Annotated in this window: 17 protein-coding genes and 1 pseudogene; 9 read left to right on the forward strand and 9 right to left on the reverse strand. The window is 45.8% G+C overall.

Annotation, left to right across the window (positions count from 1 at the left end; all coding sequences use genetic code 11):
* Positions 1-32: 32 nt before the first annotated feature.
* Positions 33-1,721: an alpha-amylase family glycosyl hydrolase gene (locus QUA53_RS18305; protein ID WP_333098999.1), complete on the reverse strand. Its 1,689-nt coding sequence runs from the start codon at positions 1,719-1,721 to the stop codon at positions 33-35.
* A gap of 808 nt (positions 1,722-2,529) precedes the next feature.
* On the opposite strand from QUA53_RS18305, the gene QUA53_RS18310 reads away from it, so the two are divergent.
* The gene (locus QUA53_RS18310; protein WP_333099002.1) at positions 2,530-2,778 is read left to right on the forward strand and encodes a hypothetical protein; all 249 of its coding nucleotides are present in this window, start codon (positions 2,530-2,532) and stop codon (positions 2,776-2,778) included.
* 161 nt (positions 2,779-2,939) lie between these two features.
* Here the strand turns inward: QUA53_RS18310 and QUA53_RS18315 are convergent, their stop codons facing one another.
* The gene (locus tag QUA53_RS18315; protein ID WP_333099005.1) at positions 2,940-3,785 is read right to left on the reverse strand and encodes a cyanophycinase; all 846 of its coding nucleotides are present in this window, start codon (positions 3,783-3,785) and stop codon (positions 2,940-2,942) included.
* Positions 3,786-4,322: 537 nt separating this feature from the next.
* The gene (locus QUA53_RS18320) at positions 4,323-4,520 is read right to left on the reverse strand and encodes a hypothetical protein (RefSeq protein ID WP_333070153.1); all 198 of its coding nucleotides are present in this window, start codon (positions 4,518-4,520) and stop codon (positions 4,323-4,325) included.
* A gap of 367 nt (positions 4,521-4,887) precedes the next feature.
* Between QUA53_RS18320 and QUA53_RS18325 the strand changes: the two genes are divergently transcribed.
* The 5 genes from QUA53_RS18325 (at position 4,888) to coaBC (ending at position 12,116) form a co-directional block, all read left to right on the forward strand.
* Positions 4,888-6,798, forward strand: a complete 1,911-nt coding sequence (locus tag QUA53_RS18325) for an ATP-binding protein (protein WP_333099007.1) — start codon at positions 4,888-4,890, stop codon at positions 6,796-6,798.
* A gap of 375 nt (positions 6,799-7,173) precedes the next feature.
* Positions 7,174-9,264 carry a CHASE domain-containing protein gene (locus QUA53_RS18330; protein WP_333099009.1) on the forward strand — a complete coding sequence of 697 codons (2,091 nt, stop codon included), beginning with the start codon at positions 7,174-7,176 and terminating at the stop codon, positions 9,262-9,264.
* Positions 9,265-9,786: 522 nt separating this feature from the next.
* Positions 9,787-10,410, forward strand: a complete 624-nt coding sequence (locus QUA53_RS18335; RefSeq protein WP_333099011.1) for an alpha/beta hydrolase — start codon at positions 9,787-9,789, stop codon at positions 10,408-10,410.
* Between the two features lie 45 nt (positions 10,411-10,455).
* Positions 10,456-10,668, forward strand: coding sequence for a protein IsiD (gene isiD, locus QUA53_RS18340; protein ID WP_006632739.1), 213 nt, complete (start codon positions 10,456-10,458; stop codon positions 10,666-10,668).
* Between the two features lie 248 nt (positions 10,669-10,916).
* Complete coding sequence (gene coaBC / locus QUA53_RS18345; RefSeq protein WP_333099012.1) at positions 10,917-12,116, forward strand: bifunctional phosphopantothenoylcysteine decarboxylase/phosphopantothenate--cysteine ligase CoaBC; 1,200 nt, start codon at positions 10,917-10,919, stop codon at positions 12,114-12,116.
* Between the two features lie 16 nt (positions 12,117-12,132).
* Here coaBC and QUA53_RS18350 read toward each other — a convergent pair whose 3' ends face one another.
* Positions 12,133-12,513, reverse strand: coding sequence for a transcriptional regulator (locus tag QUA53_RS18350; RefSeq protein WP_333099013.1), 381 nt, complete (start codon positions 12,511-12,513; stop codon positions 12,133-12,135).
* Positions 12,500-12,845 (reverse strand): annotated as a pseudogene (locus tag QUA53_RS18355) (type II toxin-antitoxin system RelE/ParE family toxin). The gene QUA53_RS18350 and the pseudogene QUA53_RS18355 overlap by 14 nt, the downstream one beginning before the upstream one ends.
* Positions 12,846-12,996: 151 nt before the next feature.
* On the opposite strand from QUA53_RS18355, the gene QUA53_RS18360 reads away from it, so the two are divergent.
* The gene (locus QUA53_RS18360; RefSeq protein ID WP_333099015.1) at positions 12,997-13,470 is read left to right on the forward strand and encodes a hypothetical protein; all 474 of its coding nucleotides are present in this window, start codon (positions 12,997-12,999) and stop codon (positions 13,468-13,470) included.
* Between the two features lie 247 nt (positions 13,471-13,717).
* Here the strand turns inward: QUA53_RS18360 and QUA53_RS18365 are convergent, their stop codons facing one another.
* From QUA53_RS18365 to QUA53_RS18380, 4 genes are all read right to left on the reverse strand, one after another.
* Entirely contained in the window at positions 13,718-14,788 is a 1,071-nt protein-coding gene (locus tag QUA53_RS18365; protein WP_333099016.1) for an aromatic ring-hydroxylating dioxygenase subunit alpha, read from the reverse strand.
* Positions 14,788-15,474 (reverse strand): methyltransferase domain-containing protein, encoded by a 687-nt coding sequence (locus QUA53_RS18370; protein WP_333220304.1) that lies wholly within the window; start codon positions 15,472-15,474, stop codon positions 14,788-14,790. The genes QUA53_RS18365 and QUA53_RS18370 overlap by 1 nt, the downstream gene beginning before the upstream one ends.
* A 292-nt stretch (positions 15,475-15,766) precedes the next feature.
* Complete coding sequence (locus QUA53_RS18375) at positions 15,767-17,767, reverse strand: FAD-dependent oxidoreductase (RefSeq protein WP_445305241.1); 2,001 nt, start codon at positions 17,765-17,767, stop codon at positions 15,767-15,769.
* A gap of 538 nt (positions 17,768-18,305) precedes the next feature.
* On the reverse strand, positions 18,306-18,488 hold the full coding sequence (locus QUA53_RS18380; protein WP_333099019.1) for a hypothetical protein: 183 nt from the start codon (positions 18,486-18,488) through the stop codon (positions 18,306-18,308).
* A 292-nt stretch (positions 18,489-18,780) separates the two neighbouring features.
* Between QUA53_RS18380 and QUA53_RS18385 the strand changes: the two genes are divergently transcribed.
* Both QUA53_RS18385 and QUA53_RS18390 read left to right on the forward strand, forming a co-directional pair.
* Entirely contained in the window at positions 18,781-20,310 is a 1,530-nt protein-coding gene (locus tag QUA53_RS18385) for a CHAT domain-containing protein (RefSeq protein WP_333248996.1), read from the forward strand.
* 128 nt (positions 20,311-20,438) lie between these two features.
* Positions 20,439-22,559, forward strand: coding sequence for a hypothetical protein (locus QUA53_RS18390; RefSeq protein WP_333099022.1), 2,121 nt, complete (start codon positions 20,439-20,441; stop codon positions 22,557-22,559).
* The last annotated feature ends 86 nt before the right edge of the window (positions 22,560-22,645 follow it).

Consider the following 22,645-nt stretch of genomic DNA (forward strand, 5'->3'; position numbering starts at 1 on the left):
TTCATCTGCCTGGAGACATAATTCTCCCGCTCTCAAACAAATACTTGCGCTGACCATTCCGGCAAATCAAACTTAAACCCTTCTTCCCCAACTTCTACAATTTTGTTGTACATCCACTCGTGCCAAGTTCCTGCCGCCGGAAACTTAGGAATGCAGTAACCAGATAGATAAGTATCCGAAAAATTAGCGACAACTACTGCTCGCGTTCCCTCATCACTCCAGCGATAGTAAGCCAGCACTTTGGCTTCGGGATTTTCGTGGATGAATTCAATATTTTCGGTATAAAGTGCCGGAACTTTTTCCCGCAGCCGAATCACCTGTTTGTAGTATTCCCACAACTCATGATTTGGCTGATTTTTCAACAAAGACCATTGCAGTTTATTCGGCTGGTTGGGAGTTTGCCGAGTAGATTGTCCAAACTCTTCGCCCATCCACAGCATCGGTATTCCTACTGCTGTGACTAACAAAACCGCTCCCAATTTAGCGCGTTTAAAAGCCGCTTCTGGGTCGATATCGCGAAAGCTGGCTTCGGCCAGCAAGTGGTCGCGGTCGTGACTGGCTAAATAATTGATCGCATTAGTTGTGTTTTGATAGCCTTGTTGTTTGGGTTCGAGAACTTGCTTGAGCTTTTCGATATCAAAAGTATTCCCCGCGAGATTTTCTATGGCAAAAATGCGAAAACTTTCGTGCCAGCACCCGTCCATCGGCCCGTCTGCAGCGACGAGTTCGGGAAGTTCGGGAATGTGTTCTGCTATGTTGTAAAATGGCTTGTCGCCGGCGCTTTTTTTCGCTTCGCGAGTTATCCAGTGTAGGAAATCTCGATTGTCCAACTGCCGCACAGCATCGTAGCGAATGCCGTCGAGATGATATTCTTGAATCCAGAAATTAACGACATCGCCGATGAATTTCCAAGCAGGACGAATGCCAAGTTTGGGGTCGAAATTTTCGTAGTTAAACTCCGGGCCCCAGTAGTTAGCCGGATCTTCGGGATAGTGTTTGTCACCGTAGTACCAATAATTGCGATCGATTAGCAATAAGGGACATTCTTCATCGCAGTGGTTGTAAATCCCGTCCAGAATCACCCGAATGCCCCGTCCGTGGCACTCGTCAATCAATTGCTTCAAATCTGCGGTTGTGCCGTAACTAGACTCTACGGCAAAGAAATCGCGGACTTTGTAGCCCCAGCTATAATCGCCCGGATATTCATTAACTGGCATTAGTTCGATCGCATTTATCCCCAAATCGCAGAGATAATCTAATTTCTCCTTCACCTGCTGGAATTTACTGCAACTATCGGAACCATCGGACTCGGAAAAATCAGCAACGTGCATTTCGTAAACGACTAATTCTTCATTATGGGGGAGTTCTTTGTCGTCGTGCTGCCAAACATAGGTATCAATAATTCGCGCGCCGGCTTTGATGCGAACTGTACTTGTATCAGTAGTGCGGTCAATTTCAGTCGCGTAGGGGTCATTGACTTCTACCCATTCATCCGGTTCAAAACATGGACTTTGCGACTGAACTCGGAATTTGTATTGATAAATACCGTCTTGTAACTTAATGTTAGTGCGGAAATAACCTTTGTCATCTTTTTCTAAGGGAATTTCTGCCCATTGGGAAAAGGAGCCGAGCAGTGTAGCTGCTTTGTTGTTGGGAGCGAAGAGTTTGAATTCAATTGCAGCGGCCATGAATACCTTGCTTGCAGAACTTATAAGTGTCATTAGTATTGATTTTTACAATTTTGCAAATCTGTCGCCATCGTTCTTAAGAGCTAAACCTGTAACTCTTATGTTGTAACCTGCTTGGGGGCGCACCCGGAGGATTTAGTAGTGCCAACCCTAGCGATCGAGTAAGGTGCCCCCCTAGGTACGCGGAAACCTGATTTTAATCAAAAATGTAGTTAAAGTAACTAAAAATTATTAAGCGCTGTTTATGAAAAATAGTCAGGACTGTTTTTAGTTAGTAGTCTGAAACCCTAGATTTTCCGTTGGTAGCGAACTTGCCTTGGAGCCTTGAAACCCTTATTCTAGGGTGGGCTATCAAAAACTGTCCGAAGTATTGTATGAAAAGTAATTTAACTTTTGATAACTAGATAAATCGTGGTCAATATTTAACATTTGTAACTAAAGAAACATTTTTTAGCCGACAGGGGTAATACCGTAGAAAGATGTCATTTTATGCGGAAAGAGCGATGATCGGCGTGTAATTATAAGCCAAGGGAAACCATAAAAATGAATCCTTTATTCAACTGGTTTTCCTGGGACTTTAAGCCAAGTTTGAGCCGAGAATAGCAATGATTATTTTTGCTTATGTCTTGGCAGCACTTGTTTTATAGTTTTTGACCGGCAAACTTTGTAGAACCTTTCATCAGCTTTAATGACTGCTGCTACCTCAGTAATTGGTAATTGGTGAAAATCTCATTCGTCCCTGTTACCCGTTAGATATTCCGAGCAGTGGCTCTAAGGCTCTAAAAGTTTAATGTGGGATGTTGGCTAATTACCGTTACTGTAAAACTCTGGAGTGTTAAAAATGCTAAAACAAATGTGTTGGTTGCCCAGACTCGGAGGCAATGGAGAAAAGATATTGCACTTGCGTACCGATGCCCGTCAGCCGTGGCGGCCTTATACAGCTTTTCCGCAGTTTGCTGTATCCGACTACCGGGAACCGGGCGGTTCTAAGGGATGGGCAACATTTCAGAAGCTGAGAGTTCAAGGGTGGAATTTAATATCGACTGAAGAAGGGCAGCAGTCGAGTTTTGGCGAACAGAAAAGTGCTTAAAAAATCAGAAACCGCAGCAATAAAAGAAGAGGTAAAATCCTCTTCTTTTTATTAGTTCTGGAGACAGCAACTGGGCTTTCAACCATCCTCGTTGGTAGAAGGGGTAAGGTGTACATTGCTCACCCTACATAATTTTAAGAGGTTTGCCAGTTGCAAGTAAATTAGGCGATCGCCGTTTCTCTCTCGGCTGTAGTGGCTACGTTATGGAGCACCGGCTGGCGAGTTTTCAAGTTAAACCGGTATCCGTGGGGGAGGATGTGCAACTTGGCCCCGCAAATCGCCAAAGCCTCATCCTTCAACAATCCCTCTAGATTGTCGTGGAGTTTTTCTGACTCGTCGATGACAGTTACAGCGCTTTCCCCAATGACTTCCAACTCGTCACCGCTGACTAAAATAGCTGTATTTTCGTCAATACCAAATCCCAAAACGGCAGGTTGCAGCAAAAGTGCCGAAACTAAGCGTCCCAGACGACCTCGCTGGGCGAAATGCTGGTCGATGACAACTCCCGGAAGGAAACCCATTCCCGGACCCATTGCTACCACATCAACGCGGGGATTTGTCTCTGAGTCTCCTTCAATAATCATCATGTCTGGCATCATTGCCGCGCCGGCACTGGTGCCGCCAATGATAATCCCTTCAGAGTAGCGTTTGTGCATAGCTGCGTCGAGTTTTGTGTCTTTCAAGCAGCTAATAATCCGCGCTTGATCTCCGCCGGTAAAGAATATGCCCGTGGCTTGTTCGATCGCTTCTAAATAATCTGGATTGTCGGCATCTTCGGCTCTCTGGGTGTCAACAACTCGCACATCTTCAGCGCCGAGTCGCTCAAACACTCGGATATAATTATCTCCTACTTCTCCCGGCAGGCTTGTGGCAGCCGTCATGACAACAATATGAGCTTTAGTGCCTCCGGCGCACCGCAAGAATTCCCGCAGAATTTTGCAGTCCCCCTCTTTGTCTTCCGCGCCACCAATAATTAGCAACTTCCCCTGAACTTCGTTGCTCGCCATATTATCTCCACTTTTAATTTATTAAATTTCACTAAAACACAAAATTCCTTTTTCCGAAAACTGCCAAAAGGTATATATAAATACAAAAAAATCTCAGACTGCTACCCCTCCAGGACGCACACAGCAAGGGTGATATGGGTGTTTACTCTTGCTCGTGGCTGTAACGATGTTTTTGTTCAATAGTCCTAGAGGTATTAGGCTAAAGAAACCCGAAATAGAAACGAAAATTCTGCGTGTGAACGGAAAACCTGAACTGAGAAACCCCGGTTTTTGAGAAAGCTTTTGCGTCCGGGACTGGTAAAAAAAACCGGTTTCTGCGTCTAGGACTATCTATTTAGCTCATCCTAGACGATCGACAAAACAAACTTACCCCCCCTAACAGGAGATAGGAGGGGTCAAGAAATGAGCTTAAAGTACAGGGTTGACGCGCGCGCGGTGATCAATCCGGTTTCCGCTCCGATTCTTCGCTAATCCTCCTCTGATTGCTCGTAGAAATCGGGTTGATGAGCGTAAGTCTTCAATTGGTCCGATCGCCCCTTAGTGCGATCGCTCGATCAGATTGCTCAATATGGTACTCGCCCGTTCTAAAGGTAGGTGTCTGGGTTTGCCGTTCCAGACAATCTGATATTCGTTGCTGTTTTGACCATCGCCGTAGCCAGAAATTAGCTTCCGGTGAAATGCTTCCTCAGCTAATTGGTGAACTTTGTCCCTGAGAGCAGTTTGTGCGATCTTCATAATTTGCTGCCTCTTAAATTTTCTTTCACTGTCATAAACAATTATAAGTACAGAGTGTACCTCTCAAAAGTTATAGCTTTTTTGGGGAGGGGGGAAGGAAGTAGTCATTAGTCATAAGTGCTTAGTTATCAATACTTACTCATCAATACTTAGTCAGATATTGAAGGAAGAAGGAATATTTTCCCACTCTCACCCTCTCCCCCTCTTCCCCATCTCCCCTACTCTCCCACTCCCCCTCTCTGGCAATACTGAAGGCAGAAGTGGTCGGAGTATTTGTCTGAGTGCTGGAATATCTATGCCCGCAGGTAGTACCCCATGCACCGACTATAAAGTTACCGTAAAAAATTAGCTCAAAGGAGGTTAGAAAATGCTGCAAGAAAAAAGTACCGAAATAGCCCGCGTCAATGCTCGAAAAACCGATATTTTTGATGTTTTCAACTTCAAACACTATATGGGGCCAAACCCTTATTTAGACACTGCGGCTTTAGTTTTTGATTTCGCAGTGACGGGCGCGAGCGAACCTTTGCCGATCGCACATTACCAGGAAATTATTAGCGATCGCTACCCGCAACTGCTGCACGAAACTTTCTCGAACCATGCCCAACTGTTCGGCCGTACCGCCTCAGAAGTAGCAAAACTCGACATGGGTTTGCACTTCCAACACTGGAACGTCAAGCCATTTTCTCACTTTAACAGAATCAGCATAGAAGCACTTCACGCCCGCACCGCCAGAGCCGTAGTTTACGCAGTTTGGGATTGGTTTGAAGCCATCAATCAAAATCAAGACTTTCCCTTGGAAGCACAAATGGGCGCGCTGCAAAATATGTTCCGGCAGTCAGTCTACGGAGGGCCGACAGTTTATTCGTTAATGCGATCGGCATCCCAAAAAGGCATTCCCGCATTTTATTTGTGGGATGAGGGACTAATGCAATATGGGTACGGCAAAAAACTTGTTCGCGGCTCTGCAACTACTTTTGATTCTGACAGCCACTTAGACTCAGATTTTACCACGCGCAAAGACGATTGTAAAGCTTTTCTCGCTACATTAGGATTCCCTGTTCCCAAAGGCGATATCGTCTCCACAGAAAACGGAGCTCTGGCAGTTGCTAGAGAAATTGGCTACCCTGTTGCTATCAAACCAGTAGTCGGTCATAAAGGAATTGGCGTAACAGCAGATGTCCGAGATGGTGAGGAATTGCAGGCAGCTTTTAAAAGAGCAGTTAAGGCAATTCCCGAAACCGACCCGGTGCGAGTAATTGTGGAAAACAGCATCAAAGGATCGGATTTTAGGCTGCTGTGCGTTGACGGCAAGTTTGTGTCTGCAACTGAACGCCGGCCGGCTTGGGTAACAGGTGATGGCGACTCAACAATTCGCGAATTGATCCGCCGTGAAAACCGCAAACCAGAACGTTTGGATACGCCAACTTCGGCGATGAGCAAAATTCAGTCCGACGAAGCGATGGAAATGTATCTGGAAGAACAAGGGCTGTCATTGGATAGTGTGCTAGAGCGCGATCGCACTGTGTATCTACGCAAAGTCGCTAATCTTTCCGCAGGCGGCGTCAGCATCGACGCTACCCGCACTATTCACCCGGATAACATTGTTTTGGCTCAAGATATCGCCCTACATTTTCGGTTAACTTGTTTGGGGATTGATGTGATAACAGAAACTCTCGCCCAATCTTGGAAAACCGGCAATTTTGGGATTATCGAGATCAATGCCGCGCCGGGAATTTTTATGCACCTAAACCCCGCTGTCGGCGAAGGGGTTGATGTGCCTTCCCATATTATCGAAACTTTCTTTGACTCCGGAAAATCTGCCCGAATCCCGATTATTACTTTCAACAGAATCTCGATCCACGACCTACAAGAAACTATCGACCATATTCTGTTGCAGCATCCCGATTGGACAATCGGTGCTGTTTGTCGCGGTGGACTTTTTGTTAACCGTTCTCAAAAAGTTTTGAATAAGAATTACCATCTGAACTTGCAAAGTTTGCTGCGGAATCCCAAGCTCGATTTGTTAATTGCTGAATATCCAGAAGATATTTTGGAAGCTGAGGGAATGTTTTATCGGGGCAGCAATATGGTGGTGCTGGACAATCCGGGAGAAACTGAGATGATGTTGGTCAGAGAAAGCACTGATGACGATACTGTGGTGGTGAGGGAAGGAAGTAGTATTTCTATTCGCCGCCAGGGATTGATCGAACAGTATACTCTGGGGGATGATGAACCGTTTACACGGGTTTATTTGAAGGAAATAGGGACTGTTTTGTAAGCTGTTCCAAATTTAAGTTGGCTTTGTGGGGCGGGTATTGAGTACCCGCGCCACCAGATTAAGGTTTTTTGTCGTTCCCAGGTTCTTCCGGGGCAGGAACTTGGGATCACCCAGATGGGAACTGGCTTCGTTACACTTAGTTACAATTGGTTTCCATTCCTCAGTCGTGGATGCACTATTCATAAATAGCCGGTTTCTTCCCCAGTTTCTCGTTACCACACCAAAATTTTTGTATAAAGTGGGTTTCTCAGGCGAAATTCTATTCCTGCGATCATAAGTTTTTAGACAATCTCGTTTCTGCGCTGTCCTTCGTGCTATCAAGGAATTTTACAAGTCTTTAAAAAATTGCACTTCGGTAGCAGAAGGTGTGGAAATATGAATTTTTCGAGCAATTGGTTTAATTCGCTGACCGAAAGTTTACTGTCGCATCGTCGTTACATTCCAGCAGCCTTGACTATTTGCACCGGTACGAGTTTGTCATTGGCAGCCGCAGCCGTCGTGTGGCATTCGGAAAACCAACGAATGCAAGCGGAATTTCATCAGCAAGCCGATCGCCTGAATGTGACATTGCAGCAAAGCATCAATAAAAATTTAGAAGTTCTGTACTCACTTGAAGGATTCTACAGGGCATCTACTGAAGTTACCAGAGAAGATTTTAAGCAATTCGCTCAACCTGCACTTGCCCGAAATACTGCTATACATTCTGTTAACTGGATTCGGCGCGTGCCGGCTGCTCAAAAAGCCGCTTACGAACGGACAATTAGAGCCCAAGGTTTTCCGGCATTTCAAATTTACGAGCGAACTCCTAACAAAAAGCCGGTTAAAGTAAAAGTGCGATCGGAATACTTTCCAATTATTTACAGAGAAGCACTAGAAGAAGATAACAAAGTGATCGGTTTTGATGTTGCCTCCAGCCCAGATCGCAAAGCCGCTTTAGAGAAATCGGTGAATACCGGGAAAATAGCTGCTTCCGCGCGGATTAGATTAGTCAGCAACAATCAACCGGGATTGCAAGTATTTCTACCAGTACCCCAGACCACAAATTCTCCCGATAACTCGGTCAAGGGCAGCCAAAACATAAGGGGAGTTATTGCGGGTCTGTTTCAGATCACCAGTATGGTCGATTCTTCTTTAGAATCGCTAAATTTAGACAACATTAATTTTTACCTCTATGACAACTCTGCTATAGAGAAAGAACGCTTTCTGGTGCGCTACGACTCACAATCTAAGCAGTTGATAGATAACCCAAAATACGAAAAGCCAGAGTTAGCTAATTTGCGGGGAAAAATCTGTCAAAATCCTAGTGCTTGCACTCGCTTATTTAACGTAGCAGACCGCCAGTGGAGGCTGCTAGTTTTGCCCGGAAAGGGGTACAACAGTCTGAGGACGCATCAGGGTTCCCTGGCAATTGGCGCGATCGGGCTATTGATGACTGGCAGCTTGACGATTTACCTGTTGATGTCTCTAGAACGTACTGCAAAAGTAGAACAGCAAGTGTACGATCGCACAATTCAACTAAAACAGCGCACCGCTGAACTAGAAACGGCACTAAAAAATTTGCAGGAAACTCAATTTCAACTCATCCAAACTGAAAAAATGTCCAGCTTGGGGCAATTGGTGGCTGGAGTTGCCCACGAAATTAACAATCCTGTCAACTTCATCTCTGGCAACCTGATCCATACAGGCGAATATACTCGAAGCTTGCTGGAACTTGTGGAAATATACCAGCAGCAATATCCAAACCCAACACCAGAAGTGCAAGCCAAACTAAAAGAGATCGATTTGGAGTTTATCAGTGAAGACTTGCCTAAAATCCTAAAATCTATGAATATGGGAGCTGAACGCATCCGCCAAATCGTCCTTTCTCTGCGGAATTTTTCGCGCTTGGATGAAGCTGAAATGAAGTCTGTTGACATTCACCAAGGCATTGACAGCACCTTGATGATTTTGGATAGTCGGCTGAAACCCCAACCTGGTTTTCCGGGCATTCAAGTCATCACAGAATACGGAAATTTGCCCTTAGTGGAGTGCTGGCCGGGACAATTGAATCAGGTATTTATGAATATTTTGAGCAATGCCATTGATGTTTTACATGAAGAAAGGAGTCACATTTTACCAAATGGTAAAAATTCCTATGATGCGGCTTTTTTACCTAGGATTCGGATTCGTACTGAACTTTTAAGTTCTAATTGTGTATGCGTGCGAATTGCTGACAATGGAGCGGGCATGACGGACAATGTAAAAAAATGTTTGTTCGATCCGTTTTTTACTACCAAACCTGTAGGCAAAGGTACTGGCTTGGGATTGTCGATCGGCTATCAAATAGTGGACAAACATCAAGGTTCGCTCAGGTGTCTATCGGCTCCGGGAGAGGGAACTGAATTTTGGATTGAGGTGCCTGTGCGACAACAGTCTAAGCAATCTGTTTCTAAGGTTTCGCCTGCGGTAGGTGCCACTTGGAATTAGCGGGAGAAATCTCGCTTCTAGCTGAGTCTTACTGAGAGCATCTCATATCAATTCCGGTTTCACCGTCCGTGATTGTTGACTGTTGACTGTTGACTGTAGAAGGAGGGGTGGAAAAACTCAATGGTTGAGTGTTAACTGTTGACTCGATTTTATTATTCCGATGCAACCGGAAACGATATCACTTTTGCAGCCAAGCTAGAAATTAGAGTTTCGAGGCAGGAGGAAATAGGAAATAGCAAGACGGAAGGAGCCAGAAGAAGTGTTTTTACAAATATGAGATGCTCCCTAATTCCTGTTTAGAAAAGGTGAAGTATCCGCACTAGAATTGGGAAGGTTTCGGATTTCGCACTCTCCTTTCAACAGTTAACAGTCAACAGTCAACAGTCAACAGTCAACAGTTATAGTTATTGGCAAGCGCGTGCTAATTTTCAGCGGAATATTGCCGAAAACAAATATCTGGGGTTTTACCCGTCGTGACAATTTATAATTGTAGCAAGGCCAGATTACCAATTATTAACTACGATGTCTTTACAATCTATTAGCATTCCGCCCACAACCGATCGCAAACCTGTCGCTTTAATTGTCGCTTTGCATGGATGGGGTGCTAATGCTCGGGATTTGACTCCCTTAGCACCGGCTTTCAATTTGCCGGATTATCAGTTTGTGTTTCCCGATGCCCCCTTTCCCCATCCGCAAGTAAGCAGTGGCAAAGCGTGGTATAACCTTCAAAGCAAAGACGCTCAGGGATTGGTAGAAAGCCGGCAATTGCTGAGGGAATTTTTGCTGTCTTTGGAAAGCAGCACGGGCGTGCCTTTGTCTCGCACGATTTTAGGTGGCTTTTCTCAAGGCGGAGCGATGACTCTAGATGTAGGATTGACTTTGCCCGTAGCCGGTTTAATTTGTCTGAGCGGTTATTTACACCCGATTTCGCCAGTTGCTGGGAGTGCTTTGCCACCTGTTTTAATCGTGCACGGTACTCAAGATACTATTGTGCCTGTTAGTGCTGCTGTGCGATCGCGCGAGAGTTTGACGGCTTGGGGAGCTGCGGTGCAGTATCAAGAATTTAACATGGGACACGAGATTCTGCCGGAAGTTATAGAGATAATGCGAAGTTTTGTTGTAGAAACTGTGTCGAAATCTGATTAAAGGTTTAGTATATAGTATGGCGGAAGTCTCGGGCAGGGGAAAAAAATGAAAACTTTAACCAAAGCATCGCGCGATATTGCTGTACTTACTTCTCAGGACGTGGCAGAATTGGCTGTCCGTTTGGAAGTTGACGATTATACAGATCCTTTTGAGGGATTGAATGATTGGCATTTGTTGCGATCGCTTGCCTTTCAGCGGCCGGAGCTAGTTGAACCTTATCTCCACCTTCTGGATATGGAAGCCTACGACGAAGCATAGACTGAAAAATCTAGCTCAAAAATTTCGACGGAATTGAGAAAGAAGTTAGCAGCATATTTTGTTGCAGATTAAACAGATGAGTGAGGGATTTTAGTCTGTTTTTATCTTAATTTCTTTCTTGATTCTTTTTTATGAAAAAATGACACCCGTTTCAAAAAAGAATGTGAATGTAGGCCAGCTCTCAACCCTGGTATTAATCAGTCATTCCCCATTTAAAATCTAAAATCTAAAATCTAAAATGGTATGACATGAAAGGCAGACGAATTTTAATCGGGGTTAGTGGCGGGATTGCGGCTTACAAAGTTTGCGAAGTAGTTTCCACTTTAGCGAAAGCTGGAGCGGAAGTTAAAGTTATTCTTACTGATGCGGCCGGGGAGTTTGTAACGCCTTTGACTTTTGCTACTCTGTGCCGCCATCCTGCTTTTACGGACAAAGATTTTTGGCAACCAAGTCACGGCCGCCCCCTGCATATTCAATTGGGAGAATGGGCGGAAGTTTTTGTGATTGCTCCCCTGACAGCTAATACTTTGGCTAAGTTGGCGGGGGGTTTTGCTGATAATTTGTTAACTAATACTGTCTTAGCTTCTACTTGCCCTATTTTGCTGGCACCGGCGATGAATACGGATATGTGGGAACAGCCGGCGGTGCAGCGGAATTGGCGGGAAATATTGAGTTATCGGCGCTATCATGCTGCGAATCCGGGGGCGGGTATGCTGGCGTGCGATCGCGCGGGTGTGGGCCGCATGGCAGAACCTTATGAGATTTTGCCTCATATTGAATCGCTGTTGTACGCGAAGGGCGATCGAGATTTAGCGGGCATTAGGGTGTTGATCAGTGCGGGAGGAACGCGGGAACACCTCGATCCGGTGCGGTTTATCGGCAATCCTTCCAGCGGCAAAATGGGTATAGCTTTGGCGCAAGCTGCAGGGCACCGCGGCGCGACAGTGACGCTGGTACACAGTATAACTGGCGAATTGCCGCTGTCAGGTGTGCGGGCGATCGCAGTTGCGAGTGCAGAAGAAATGCGGCAGGCGATGCTGCAATGCTTTCACGAGGCGGATTTGACGGTGATGGCGGCGGCGGTAGCGGATGTGAAACCTGCCGAGTACAGTAGTGAGAAATTGCCGAAGCGATCGCTCCCGAATTGTTTGCCTTTGGCACCGGTAGCGGATATTGTGGCAGAGTTGGGAAAATTGAAACAGCCGCACCAAAAATTAATCGGCTTTGCAGCACAAACTGGGGATATTGTCAAGCCAGCTTTGGAGAAATTGCGGGCGAAGAAACTGGATGTAATTGCCGCAAACCCGATCGATCGAATAGGTGCAGGTTTCGGCAGCAATACCAATCAAGCAATATTAATTAATGCCGCCGGCAAGCAAGTAGGAATAGCATCTTGCAGCAAGCTAGAAATGGCTCACAGATTGTTTGATTTTGTGAGGGAAGGGTGAGGGCGCGATTTACTCATTAACTGGGATTAATTACTACTGGTTCGGGCGAGAATTGTGATTCCCCAAAATCCGTTGATTTCGAGTCAGGGGGTAAATCAATATCTGCAACAGCAATTTCTAGTTTAAATCCTAACGCTTCGAGCAATTCTACCAAACTGTAAATTTCCGAACCGCCGCTTTCAGTCAGCATTTTATCGAGTTTTTCGTGATGTTCTTTTGCTGAATCAGAAAGAGCATTCATCCTGATTCGAGCCTCAATTACCTTTCTGATGGCATTTCTCAAAAGTGCGGGTTCAGGGTCTTTTTCTTCCAAGATAGCCCCGATAAAACCAGCAGCTTCTTCAGCCTCTCTGAGAGATTCAATTAGGTACTCGCGATAGCTGTCACTCGTAGGCATTTTCACGTTTTTCATAATCTGTCCAGTATTCTATAGCTTCTCGAATGTCCTGTTCTTGGGTGCTTTTATCCCCAGCTATGAGGATTACCACAATTGTCAAGCCGACTTGTCCGAAGTAGAGGCGGTAGCCCGGGCCATAATTAATTCTGAGTTCAAAAACTCCTTGTCCCACTGACTTGAAATCTCCGAGATTACCTTGCTCAACTTCGGTCAAGCCTAGATTTGATTCTAACTCTAACATTCCGATCGCGGAGCGAATCAAGCCACTCGCCGAATGGTACTCTACCCTCTGCTGTAGCGTAACGTCGAATTTCCCTGGGTTGTACTTCTATGATTTTATCGTACAGATTAACAATTTCTATCGTAAGTGCGATCGACAGTCCATTCAACAAGCAAATCATACTTAAGACAGAGGTATTCTAGCCACAAAATAGTAAACCTTGTTTGAGGAAACAAAAGTTTAAATCAAACAGGGGATTGTGAATGAATTTTAAATCGATCGCAAAAACCAATCTACTATTCGGCAGCCTGATAATTAGCCTCGGATTGCAATCACTTCCAGCCACAGCGCAAGCAGTCACCGACGCGCAAGTTTCCGCCCTCGTAGAAGCGCTGCGACAAGCCGCCCCGCCACAAGCAGCAAATGACGGAATGTACAGTCAGTGGCAAGTTTTACCGAACAATATTTCCCGCTGGGCAAAATTCTGTACCAAACAAGATTTAACACCGCAACAATTTGAGGCTGACGCCACAAAAGCCAAATCAATTGTTACCTGTATCGTGGGCGATTTGCTGCGCGACGAATACAAAGCTAGCAGCAACAATGAATTAACCGCTGTACGCCGCGCCGCTTGCTGGTGGATGACAGGGAATTCCGCAGCTTGTAAAAGTGGGGCAACTGCTACTTATGCCGATAAAGTTATCAGCGTTTACCAGCAGCAGCGGCCTAAAAAGTAAGGTTTGTGCTGGGGAATTTAGATTTTTTGAGCGCAGATAGGGGCAGATTAACGTAGATGAATTGCGATTGCTTTTATTATCCGATCGCCAATTCATCTTCTTTTAAACTAACTTTTAGTCTAAATCCTAGCGCATCCAACAAATACAATTTCTGCTTTCAGGACTAGCCGAATTCCCCTCGGTTCTACTTCCCTGATTTTTGTGAAATATACATATTAGCCTGTGCAGGTTTCAATCTGATCCTGAATTATCCATTTTCCGCCTGACTTCTCATCAACTTTTGCACGCTGGTTAAAGCCCGATTTAATTCATAATTTTTTCTTTCTGAATTCTGCAAAAAAGCCTGCTGTTCTTCTTCAATCATTAACACATCCTGCCGCACCAAACCATCTAATAATTTTTGAGCAGCACCGAAACAGCTATCTTTGATAAACTTGCGAAACCATACAGGCAATTTGTGCAGCCGCCAAAACGCATTTAATGAGGTAAAGTGAATTAAATAAGCCCGAGTTGCTGTCTCGCTCACCGGACAAACCAAGCAGTAAATCTTAAAGTCGCTCCCCAAAGTTGAAACCCAGTGCGGGTAAACATAACTCACCTCTAGCGGTTCCGGGTGCAGTCGGCGCAGAGATTTAAAAAACAACTGAGAAATGGACCAGATTTTATCTATTTTGTAATAACTTTGTGCCTGATAGCGAGCAGTTACTTGATGTTCGTTTTCTTCTAAATTATCTAACACTGGATTTGCCCAAGCTTGCCAATCATTGTGCAAGTGTCCGTGGTACATATCCATCAAGTTTTCAATTAAAAATGAATAGTGTGCCTGACAGTCAATGATTGAAACTGTGGCAATATAATTTAGATGTTCCCACTCTGGCAACTCCAATAAGTCTATTTTTTTTGCTTGGGTTTCGTCGCCGGGAAACAGCCAGATAAAACCGTTTTTTTCCTGGATTGGGTAGGAGCAAATTTGGCAGTTAGGTAGCTTTTGATTTTCTGCTAAATAATCGACTTCGGCGCATTCTCCCCTTGCATTTAACCGCCATCCGTGGTAAGCACATTCGATCAAATCGCCTTTAACTTTGCCGTGGCTGAGTTTAACTTGTCGGTGCGGACATCTATCTTCTAAAGCGTTGATTTTACCTGCACTGTCGCGGAAAAGTACGATCGCCCGATTCCAGATTTTCGCAGCGACAGGCTGTGTGTGCACCTCGGTGCTGCGCGCGATTGCATACCACCGGTCGAGATTAATGCCCAACTCGCGGATGTGAGTTTTTTCTCCCCTTGCAGATACCGATTTTATCGCGTTGTTTTGCATTACAAATGTTCCCAAATTACGCCCATAAAACAACCCAATTTTACAAAATAACAGCCCGGAAAGCAACGACCGTAAATTTTTCTAAATCTCCGTTCTGACAAGTACCTGTCGCTAGCTAAATGTTTCAACCAACTTGGCGACAGTCTAAATCTTAATAATCTTAAAGCATTGCGAAATCCGTAGGTGGAACAGTCGGGTCTAAAATCTCTCGCCGCACCTAATATGTAGCCTAGTGTCGCAGGTGTTTCGACTTCCGATATATTATCTAAAAAAACGATTTTTCCGTGCGGATTTAACAATTTTTTAATGGCAGCGAGGGAGGCAGGGAGGTTTGGCAAGTGGTGAAAAGTAGTAGCACTAACTATTAAATCAAATTTGCGATCGAGTGCTAATTGACTGGCATCCATTTGGATGTATTCGATATTGGGTGCTGAGCGTTTTTGACGGGCGATGTCCAGCATTTTTGCTGATAAATCGACGGCCACTACATTATCGTAATGCTGGGCTAATTCAAAAGCAAGAATTCCCGAACCGCAGCCAATATCTAATACTGCACCTTTGCTTGTCGATAGATTTTTAGTAAAGAAATCGTTCTGGCTTTGCAAGGTGGCGACGAAATCGTATTCTGTTGCAAAAGCATCAAACATTACAGATTTATTGCGAATTTTGCAGTTACTCTTCAGCATCTATTATTGCTTTATACTCATTCAATAATATTTTAACCGTATATCCACCCCCCTCAACGCAGATATTTTTTTGTTCGCAAGCTCTGCCTTTTCTCTTCAGGTAAACCAGACCCACAAACCATAACTCATTTTAACAAAAGAATATAACTGTAGGAAACCTCCAAGCCCTTATTAAATCACTCATTCTCATTGCGTAAAATCTAAAATCTAAAATCGTATGGTTGGGGGCGGTTTTCACCGAGAAGAGCAGCCGATAATTGACGATTTATCAAACCCGCCCCCGCTGCAAACCTTAGATTTTTAACACGCCTTCGGGATTCACCGTCAAGAGCGATCGCCTCTGCAAACCCTCCTGATATAAAATAGCATTAGCTGCCAACAAACCGCTGCTCACTGCCCTTTCCATTAAACCGCAAGGAAACGGCATTTTTACCCAATCTCCCGCAAACAAAAGATTGGGAACAGCGCAGCAAGTTTCTGGTCGTTCTGCATAGCTACCGGGCGGGTATCCAGAGAAATTCTTTTGATTTACCAATTCCCGGTGCAGCATATTTGCCTCTTTTAATTCCGGTACAATTTCGTACAATTCTTGCTCAAAAGTAGCCAGTAAAACTTCTTGGTTCGGAAACTCCTTCTCCTTGTAACAATAAGCGTGCAGTTCCACTACACTACCGCCAGTTTTCTGATTCCACTCGATGAACTGATCCTGAATTCGGTGGTAAAGCGTAATGCTGTCAGTCAGTTTGTAGCCGGAAAGCGAACTGAAATTGCTGTGTTCCCAGGGAAATTCGCGATCGAACCAAAAACGGCCCACCGCAAACGGATCGGCTATTTTCAAGCTCTCGATCCGGCTGTACACTTGCGGATTCACTTCACCGCTAGCCAAACTAAACAAATGCTGCATCCCCGGAACATCAGCCGCAAAAACATAGTAATCAGCCTTCACTGTTTCTCCCAAATTTGGAGGCTGCGATTGGTTAACCGCTGCTGCTAACTGTATTTCATCTGCTTTTTCATCGACTACCTTAAATCGAGGCAAATCCCGCTGAGCAGGCCCGCTGACAACTCGTCCTTCGGCATCAAAAACAGCCCCGTGACAAGGACAGTGAAATTGACCGTCATTCTGTTTCTGAACAGTGCAACCTTGGTGAGTGCAGCTCAGAGAAATTGCCTCTTTTCCCGACGGCGCGGCGGCAAATACGCTGTCCCCAGCGCCGAAATATTCGGTAGAGTTGCTGTCAGTTAACAGTGCATTTCGCTTTACCCAAAAAGGTATTTTACTTTGCACGTCTCCCGATTGGTAAGTCAAAGAATCAATCTGACCCTTTTCCCAGCGAATCTGACTGACTGCGACATCTGTCAATACTTTGCCGCCTTTGCTTTCAATGGCTCTGGCAATAGGCTGCACCAAACTCGTGCCCATATCTTGCCGCGTGCCGTTGAAAGCCAAACCCTCTGGATTTCCGAAAAAGTAAAAGTGGAAAAATTGCATTAATTCTCCTGCGCTCAATTCGTCGGGAGCGTTGAGGCTGGATTTTGCAAAAGGCAGAAAATACAAGTCATAAAGTCCGCGCGGGAATTCACCTTTTACCCAGTCGGCAACGGATATATTGTCTAGTCTCTCAAAACTTTTTTGAGTCTGAAAACCGCCGATTTCCCGAAATACTTGCCAGTGAGCGGGTTTTGTCAGATTGATTCCCCACTTAAGCCGATTGGGAGAAGATATCCCCAAGTCAACTATATTCCAGGGAAAAGCTGAATGGTTGGGACGAAAAATTTCGGGTTTGTATTTGCCGTCTCGAAACAGAACGGCGTAGGATTCTAAAGATACAAAGTTATCAGTAATTTCTAGTTCTTCAACCACACTTTTGAGGTTGTAGTATTGCGGAAAAAAACCGTGGAAACCGTGTTCCATCATAAAAGTTTCGTTCCCGACTTGAATCGGCCAACTAGCAATTTTGCCACCGAGTTGGGGCGATTTTTCGAGCAATGTTACGGCGAAACCTCGCTGGGAGAGTTCGTAAGCACAGGCGAGCCCGGCCAAGCCTGCCCCCACAACTGCAACGGTTTTGCGCTTATTCAGCATTCGCGGCAAGTCAAGAGAATCTTGCACAAAAATGGTGGGCTCTGGCTTGGAAAATCGAGAGTAGCCCAGCAGCCCGCCAGCGGCACCAACTCCGAGGAATTTGAGGGCGGTGCGTCGAGAAACTGGTTGGGATAGCGGTGAATTGGTTGATTGACTCATCAGCGGTACGCGGTAACGGGCTTTAAACACAAATACGCCATAAGGCATATATCATAGACTGAAAGCAGGATGTGTGAAGAAATACTAAGACACATTCCTCAGTCCGATCGCGATCGCACCGTGTCAATCGATTTGAGATTTGAGATTTTAGATTTTAGATTAAAGAATTGAAGTCTTGACTTCACGGATAAATTCGGGGGGCAAGTTTCATCGGATACAGGTTTTTATTTATGGACGGATGAATCCGGGGGTTTGTATCCTGGATGCTTTCGGTCAAGTGCGATCGCACACAATGTATAGTGGAAGGAGGCAGACTTTATTTATCTAGCAGAGAACCAATAATCAAAAAGGAAAAAGCGATCGACCCCAGAGCGTAAAATCCTCTAAATAATTAAGTGTTTTTATTTATGTTGCTCAACTCTTGGCAACCGCCGCGAATGATGCTAAAAAACTAGGATATTTTCCGACTAAATCTTAGGCAAAAGGCAGTCTAGACTAATTGTACGAAATAACGGGAAATATCTCCGAGAGTAAACAATTAATCAGTCGATGTTTAAGTAAGTTGGCGTGAAAAGACTTAACTATTTTAAAACAAGTAAATGCAGAGAATATATCTACTGAAATCACTCAATATAAGGTCGCTCGGTTCATGATATTCCTCATTCAACACCAAGAGCAAACCCGATTCAACTTGAGAAGTGCGGATGTGCCGCAAAAAGTCAAAGACGCCCGTAGAGGTAATGTCGGTTAAACTCACATCTTTCACCATTCTTAAGAACGGGCTCTGGGGCCCATTCCACAAGTGATCAATTTTTTGTGGAACAGGCCGGAAAGTCTGTTCGTAAAAGAATTATTGAGAATGGTGTAACATCTCAGTTAAATGCACCTGGCTGCTAGGTAAAAAACAGGACTTATTTGAAGAAACCGGGTTTTTGTGTAAGTCTTGTTTATGCAAAACCCCTGCATAATTTACAAACTTTTACATAAATCGCGAATTTCTTGGTGCGGGGACTCAGTTAGTGCTGGTGTCCACACCCTACGGTAGATATTTGCGGTTCGTCTTGAATGCTATAATCGTGCGGCGATCGCCAGCACAGTCAAAATTCCCACCCACATCCCAACTTTTGCCAACTGCTGCCGCCAACGGCGCCCTTAACCGCCCCAAAATCATGCACTACCAATCCCAGCAGCAACGCCAAAAACACACGACTCAGAAAAAAATTAAAAAAGCTATTTTTTACTGTTTGACAGCAATATTTTTCTTCTGGAGTACCGCGAACCTCGCTACAATTGCCCAAAACACAGGTCAGGGCGGGCTTAACGGGCAAGAAATGAGAAATTTACTCGATCGGGGCAACCTCACCGAAGCCGTAACCAGAATCGAAGAAAGCTGGGAAGAAGACTATCAAACATACTTTGAACAAGACTTTGGAACCCGTACAAAAACCGCCGAAGCAATATCAAAAACTCTCTCTCGCCTAGCAGTTCAAACAAAGAAAAATCCTGCTTTAATTTACGCTATCCCCCGCACCGACCAACTAGAATTAATCTTAATATTGCCCGATCGCCCGCCTATTCACCGCAGCGTCCCGGAAGCCAAACAAGAAAAAATGCTCTCAGTAGTCAAAGAATTCAGCAGCGAAATCACCAACCCCGTAAAACTCAATACCACCACCTATCTAGAACCAGCCCAACAACTCTACAAATGGATAGTTGCACCCCTAGAAACAGATTTGCAAACAGCAAAAATTGAAACCTTGCTGTTCTGCGTCGGCGAAGGTTTGCGAACCGTACCCCTAGCAGCAATGCACGACGGACAGCAATTTCTGATCCAAAAATACAGCCTGGCCCGCATTCCCGCATTCAAACTAACAGACAGCAATTACACCGACCTCAGAAACGTGCAAGTTCTAGCAATGGGCGCATCAGATTTCGCAGAAACGGCGAACAAAGAACCGCTGCCAGCAGTGCCGTTAGAATTGGGCGCGATCGCCCGACAGTGGCCCGGTCAATCCTTTCTCAACGAAGATTTCACCATAGTAAACTTGCAATCCCAGCGACTGCAACAAAAATACGGAATCATCCACCTTGCCACCCACGCCGAATTCCGCCCCGGAACCCCAAATAACTCCTACATTCAATTTTGGGACACGCAACTTAGACTAGATCAAATGAGAGAGTTAAAATGGAACAATCCCCCTCTTGAACTGTTAGTATTAAGCGCCTGTAGAACCGCCTTGGGAGACAAAGAAGCAGAACTCGGATTTGCTGGTTTAGCACTGCAATCGGGAGCAAAATCAGCCCTCGCCAGCCTGTGGTACGTCAGCGATGCGGGGACTCTCGCCCTGATGACAGAGTTTTACCAGCAGTTAAAAATCAGCAGGCCACAAGACCCTCCAATCATTAAAGCTGAAGCTCTCAGGCAAGCACAAATTGGTGCGATCGAAGGCAAAGTGACGATCGAACGCGGTCAACTGCGAAGTTCCCGGGGCGAAACTCCCTTGCCCCCGTCCATCTCGAAACTCGACAGCAAAGATTTATCCCATCCTTACTACTGGGCAGCTTTCAGCATTATCGGCAGTCCTTGGTAAGTGGGCCTCTTGACCGAGAGTGATGATAGGCTATAAAACATAAAGTAATTCAATGCCTGTAGCTGTCGCTCAACAGCCCGCTGCCAAGCTGTGACGAATCAAGCGGGAGCCTTCAAGGGGAAACTAAAATGAAAAAATTAGAATTTTTGCTACAAAAAGAAGGCGATCGCGCCTGGTTGCCCCTAGAAACCTCCGACGTGGAAATTCTAGAAGGTAAATACCGTGTTGTGGCTCGCATTCAGCACCCCAACACCGACATCGAAATTCGCGTTACCCATACCTCCTTCGACTCAGGGGCGCAGCGGAAAGTCCAAAGCCGATCGGCCCGCACCAACCCCGAAGGATTAGTCGTGATCATTCCCTACACCAGGCTCAAACCCGGACTGTGGGAACTCTCCTGCTTGCCAGATCCCAAAGCAACACCATTAAAACCTTGGCAGTACGGCGTTCAGTTGGAAGTATTGCCCGCAGAATCTGAAACCTCCGAACCCCTACCGCCGATCGACCAAACCGAACCCGCAGCTTCCCCCGCAGCCCCACAAATCGCAGCACCGGTCGATCGCACAGCCCCACAAATTCCAGCATCGGTCGATCGCGCAGCCCCACAAATTGCAGCACCGATCGATCGCGCCGCACCAACCCAAATCGCAGCAGCCGATTCAGCACCGCAGCAAACCAAAATTTACCAATTCCCAATTCCCCAAACCCCCAAACCCAAACCGGGCGTCAAACTCGAACTCGTCCTCGATCGAGAAACCTTCGTCACCCAACTCGGTCGCCCCTTAATCATTTCCGGCAAAATCGACATTCCCCAACCCCCCCAACAAAGCAGAAAAACAGCAAGTCTCATCCCCGAATCCGAAACGCTAGAACTCAAACAACTTATCGGTTCAGCACAACTGCAAATTTACCTCCGCGACCCCCAAACCTCAAAAATTCTCGCAGAAATCCAGCAGCCGATGCCAGAACAAGTTCCCCCCTGCATCTTTGCCTGCGTCACCTACATCCCAACCGAATGCAAAAGTCGCCTCATTTTAGGAGAAGCAATTCTTAGCAGCGGCGGCGTCACCCTAGCCACCAAACTATTCACAATTACAGCTCGTTTAGAGCACCTTCTACAGGAAATTAAAGACAATTTCATCGAAGAAAAGCATCAAGCTGAACCTTCCCCAACAGCCTCAAAACCTTCTGGAAGCGCCAAAAATATATCCTTTCTCAAGCTAGTAGAAAAATCCTTAGACCCTCCCTCCCCCGCCGAAGCCCCAACTACTGAAGCCTTACCCCCCCTACTGGCTTCGCGTCACACTCCAAGTGCAGGCGGTCTAGAACTGCCCGCATTTGGTAACAAACTGCCCGACAGCAGCCGATCGCAATTGCTGTCGGAAATCTCCAATTCGCCTCGAACGGTCGCAGAATCGAGCGACCCACAAACCAAACCCTCAGACATCCCAACTCCCCCTCAAACAGCGGAAACCGGAGCGATCGACCAAAAACCAGAAAACAACGTCGAATTAGAAAAAAAAGCCCCAGAAACCCAGCCAGCACCCACAAAACAGGCATTTCAAACCTTAAACGTCGAAAGGCGATTTTGGTCGCGACTGAGTTCCTTAGCCAGCAACGGCGAATCCCCCGACTGGCTCAAAGCAACCACCCTGTCACCAACTCCAACAGCCGCCGCAAATAGCAGCGACGCTATTGCCGTTGTGGAAGAAAGCAGCGCAACCCAGCAGCAACCCGAAACCAGCCAAACAATTTCCGACCCCAAATCCACTAGCCCGGAAGCCAGAGAATTTGTGGTTTTTGACGAACCGCCGCAACCGAAACAAGTTGCTCAACAAACCAGAACTGTTGCAGCAGAAGACACTCCCCCGACTCCCTACGTTTTGCCAGAAGATGAGTTAGTACCGATGCCGATTTTGGAATTGCCGCGCGCCGAAATTATCGCCGGCCAGGCTGTAAAAGTGCAAGTGCAACTGCCGGAATTAATGCCCCGGATTTATGTGAAAGTTTGGGTGTACGATCGACAAACCTACCTGATTCTTGACGGGCCGCGCTGGATTACCGAATTTAAAGCTAACGGCTTGGGAAATGTTCGAGCAAGTGTCGAGTTAGAGATTCCCTACGGCTGCATGGAAGTCGAGTTTGAGGCTATCGCAGTCGAAATGCAAACTCAGCGGGAAAGCCACAAAGTAAGCGTTCACCGCCAAGTTTTGCCCCCAGCCGGGCCAACTTTACCCCTTGATGGGTAAGCCAAAATCCGCGTGCATCCCGGCTCATCGGCTGACATCTGCGTTTAAAAAAAGCCTGTTGACAAAAGACGATTAAAAAATCTGGA

This window comes from Microcoleus sp. Pol12B3, assembly GCF_036701355.1.
Classification (GTDB): Bacteria; Cyanobacteriota; Cyanobacteriia; order Cyanobacteriales; family Microcoleaceae; genus Microcoleus.

Excerpts from the sequence above, each read along its gene's own strand:
- QUA53_RS18360 (WP_333099015.1), top strand. The coding sequence starts at position 12,997 with ATGAATTTTAAATCGATCGCAAAAACCAATCTACTATTCGGCAGCCTG.
- QUA53_RS18375 (WP_445305241.1), bottom strand. The coding sequence starts at position 17,767 with ATGCCTTATGGCGTATTTGTGTTTAAAGCCCGTTACCGCGTACCGCTG.
- coaBC (WP_333099012.1), top strand. The coding sequence starts at position 10,917 with ATGAAAGGCAGACGAATTTTAATCGGGGTTAGTGGCGGGATTGCGGCT.
- QUA53_RS18350 (WP_333099013.1), bottom strand. The coding sequence starts at position 12,513 with ATGCCTACGAGTGACAGCTATCGCGAGTACCTAATTGAATCTCTCAGA.
- QUA53_RS18380 (WP_333099019.1), bottom strand. The coding sequence starts at position 18,488 with ATGGTGAAAGATGTGAGTTTAACCGACATTACCTCTACGGGCGTCTTT.
- QUA53_RS18310 (WP_333099002.1), top strand. The coding sequence starts at position 2,530 with ATGCTAAAACAAATGTGTTGGTTGCCCAGACTCGGAGGCAATGGAGAA.
- QUA53_RS18335 (WP_333099011.1), top strand. The coding sequence starts at position 9,787 with ATGTCTTTACAATCTATTAGCATTCCGCCCACAACCGATCGCAAACCT.
- QUA53_RS18325 (WP_333099007.1), top strand. The coding sequence starts at position 4,888 with ATGCTGCAAGAAAAAAGTACCGAAATAGCCCGCGTCAATGCTCGAAAA.
- QUA53_RS18370 (WP_333220304.1), bottom strand. The coding sequence starts at position 15,474 with ATGCTGAAGAGTAACTGCAAAATTCGCAATAAATCTGTAATGTTTGAT.
- isiD (WP_006632739.1), top strand. The coding sequence starts at position 10,456 with ATGAAAACTTTAACCAAAGCATCGCGCGATATTGCTGTACTTACTTCT.
- QUA53_RS18305 (WP_333098999.1), bottom strand. The coding sequence starts at position 1,721 with ATGACACTTATAAGTTCTGCAAGCAAGGTATTCATGGCCGCTGCAATT.
- QUA53_RS18330 (WP_333099009.1), top strand. The coding sequence starts at position 7,174 with ATGAATTTTTCGAGCAATTGGTTTAATTCGCTGACCGAAAGTTTACTG.
- QUA53_RS18390 (WP_333099022.1), top strand. The coding sequence starts at position 20,439 with ATGAAAAAATTAGAATTTTTGCTACAAAAAGAAGGCGATCGCGCCTGG.
- QUA53_RS18365 (WP_333099016.1), bottom strand. The coding sequence starts at position 14,788 with ATGCAAAACAACGCGATAAAATCGGTATCTGCAAGGGGAGAAAAAACT.
- QUA53_RS18315 (WP_333099005.1), bottom strand. The coding sequence starts at position 3,785 with ATGGCGAGCAACGAAGTTCAGGGGAAGTTGCTAATTATTGGTGGCGCG.
- QUA53_RS18320 (WP_333070153.1), bottom strand. The coding sequence starts at position 4,520 with ATGAAGATCGCACAAACTGCTCTCAGGGACAAAGTTCACCAATTAGCT.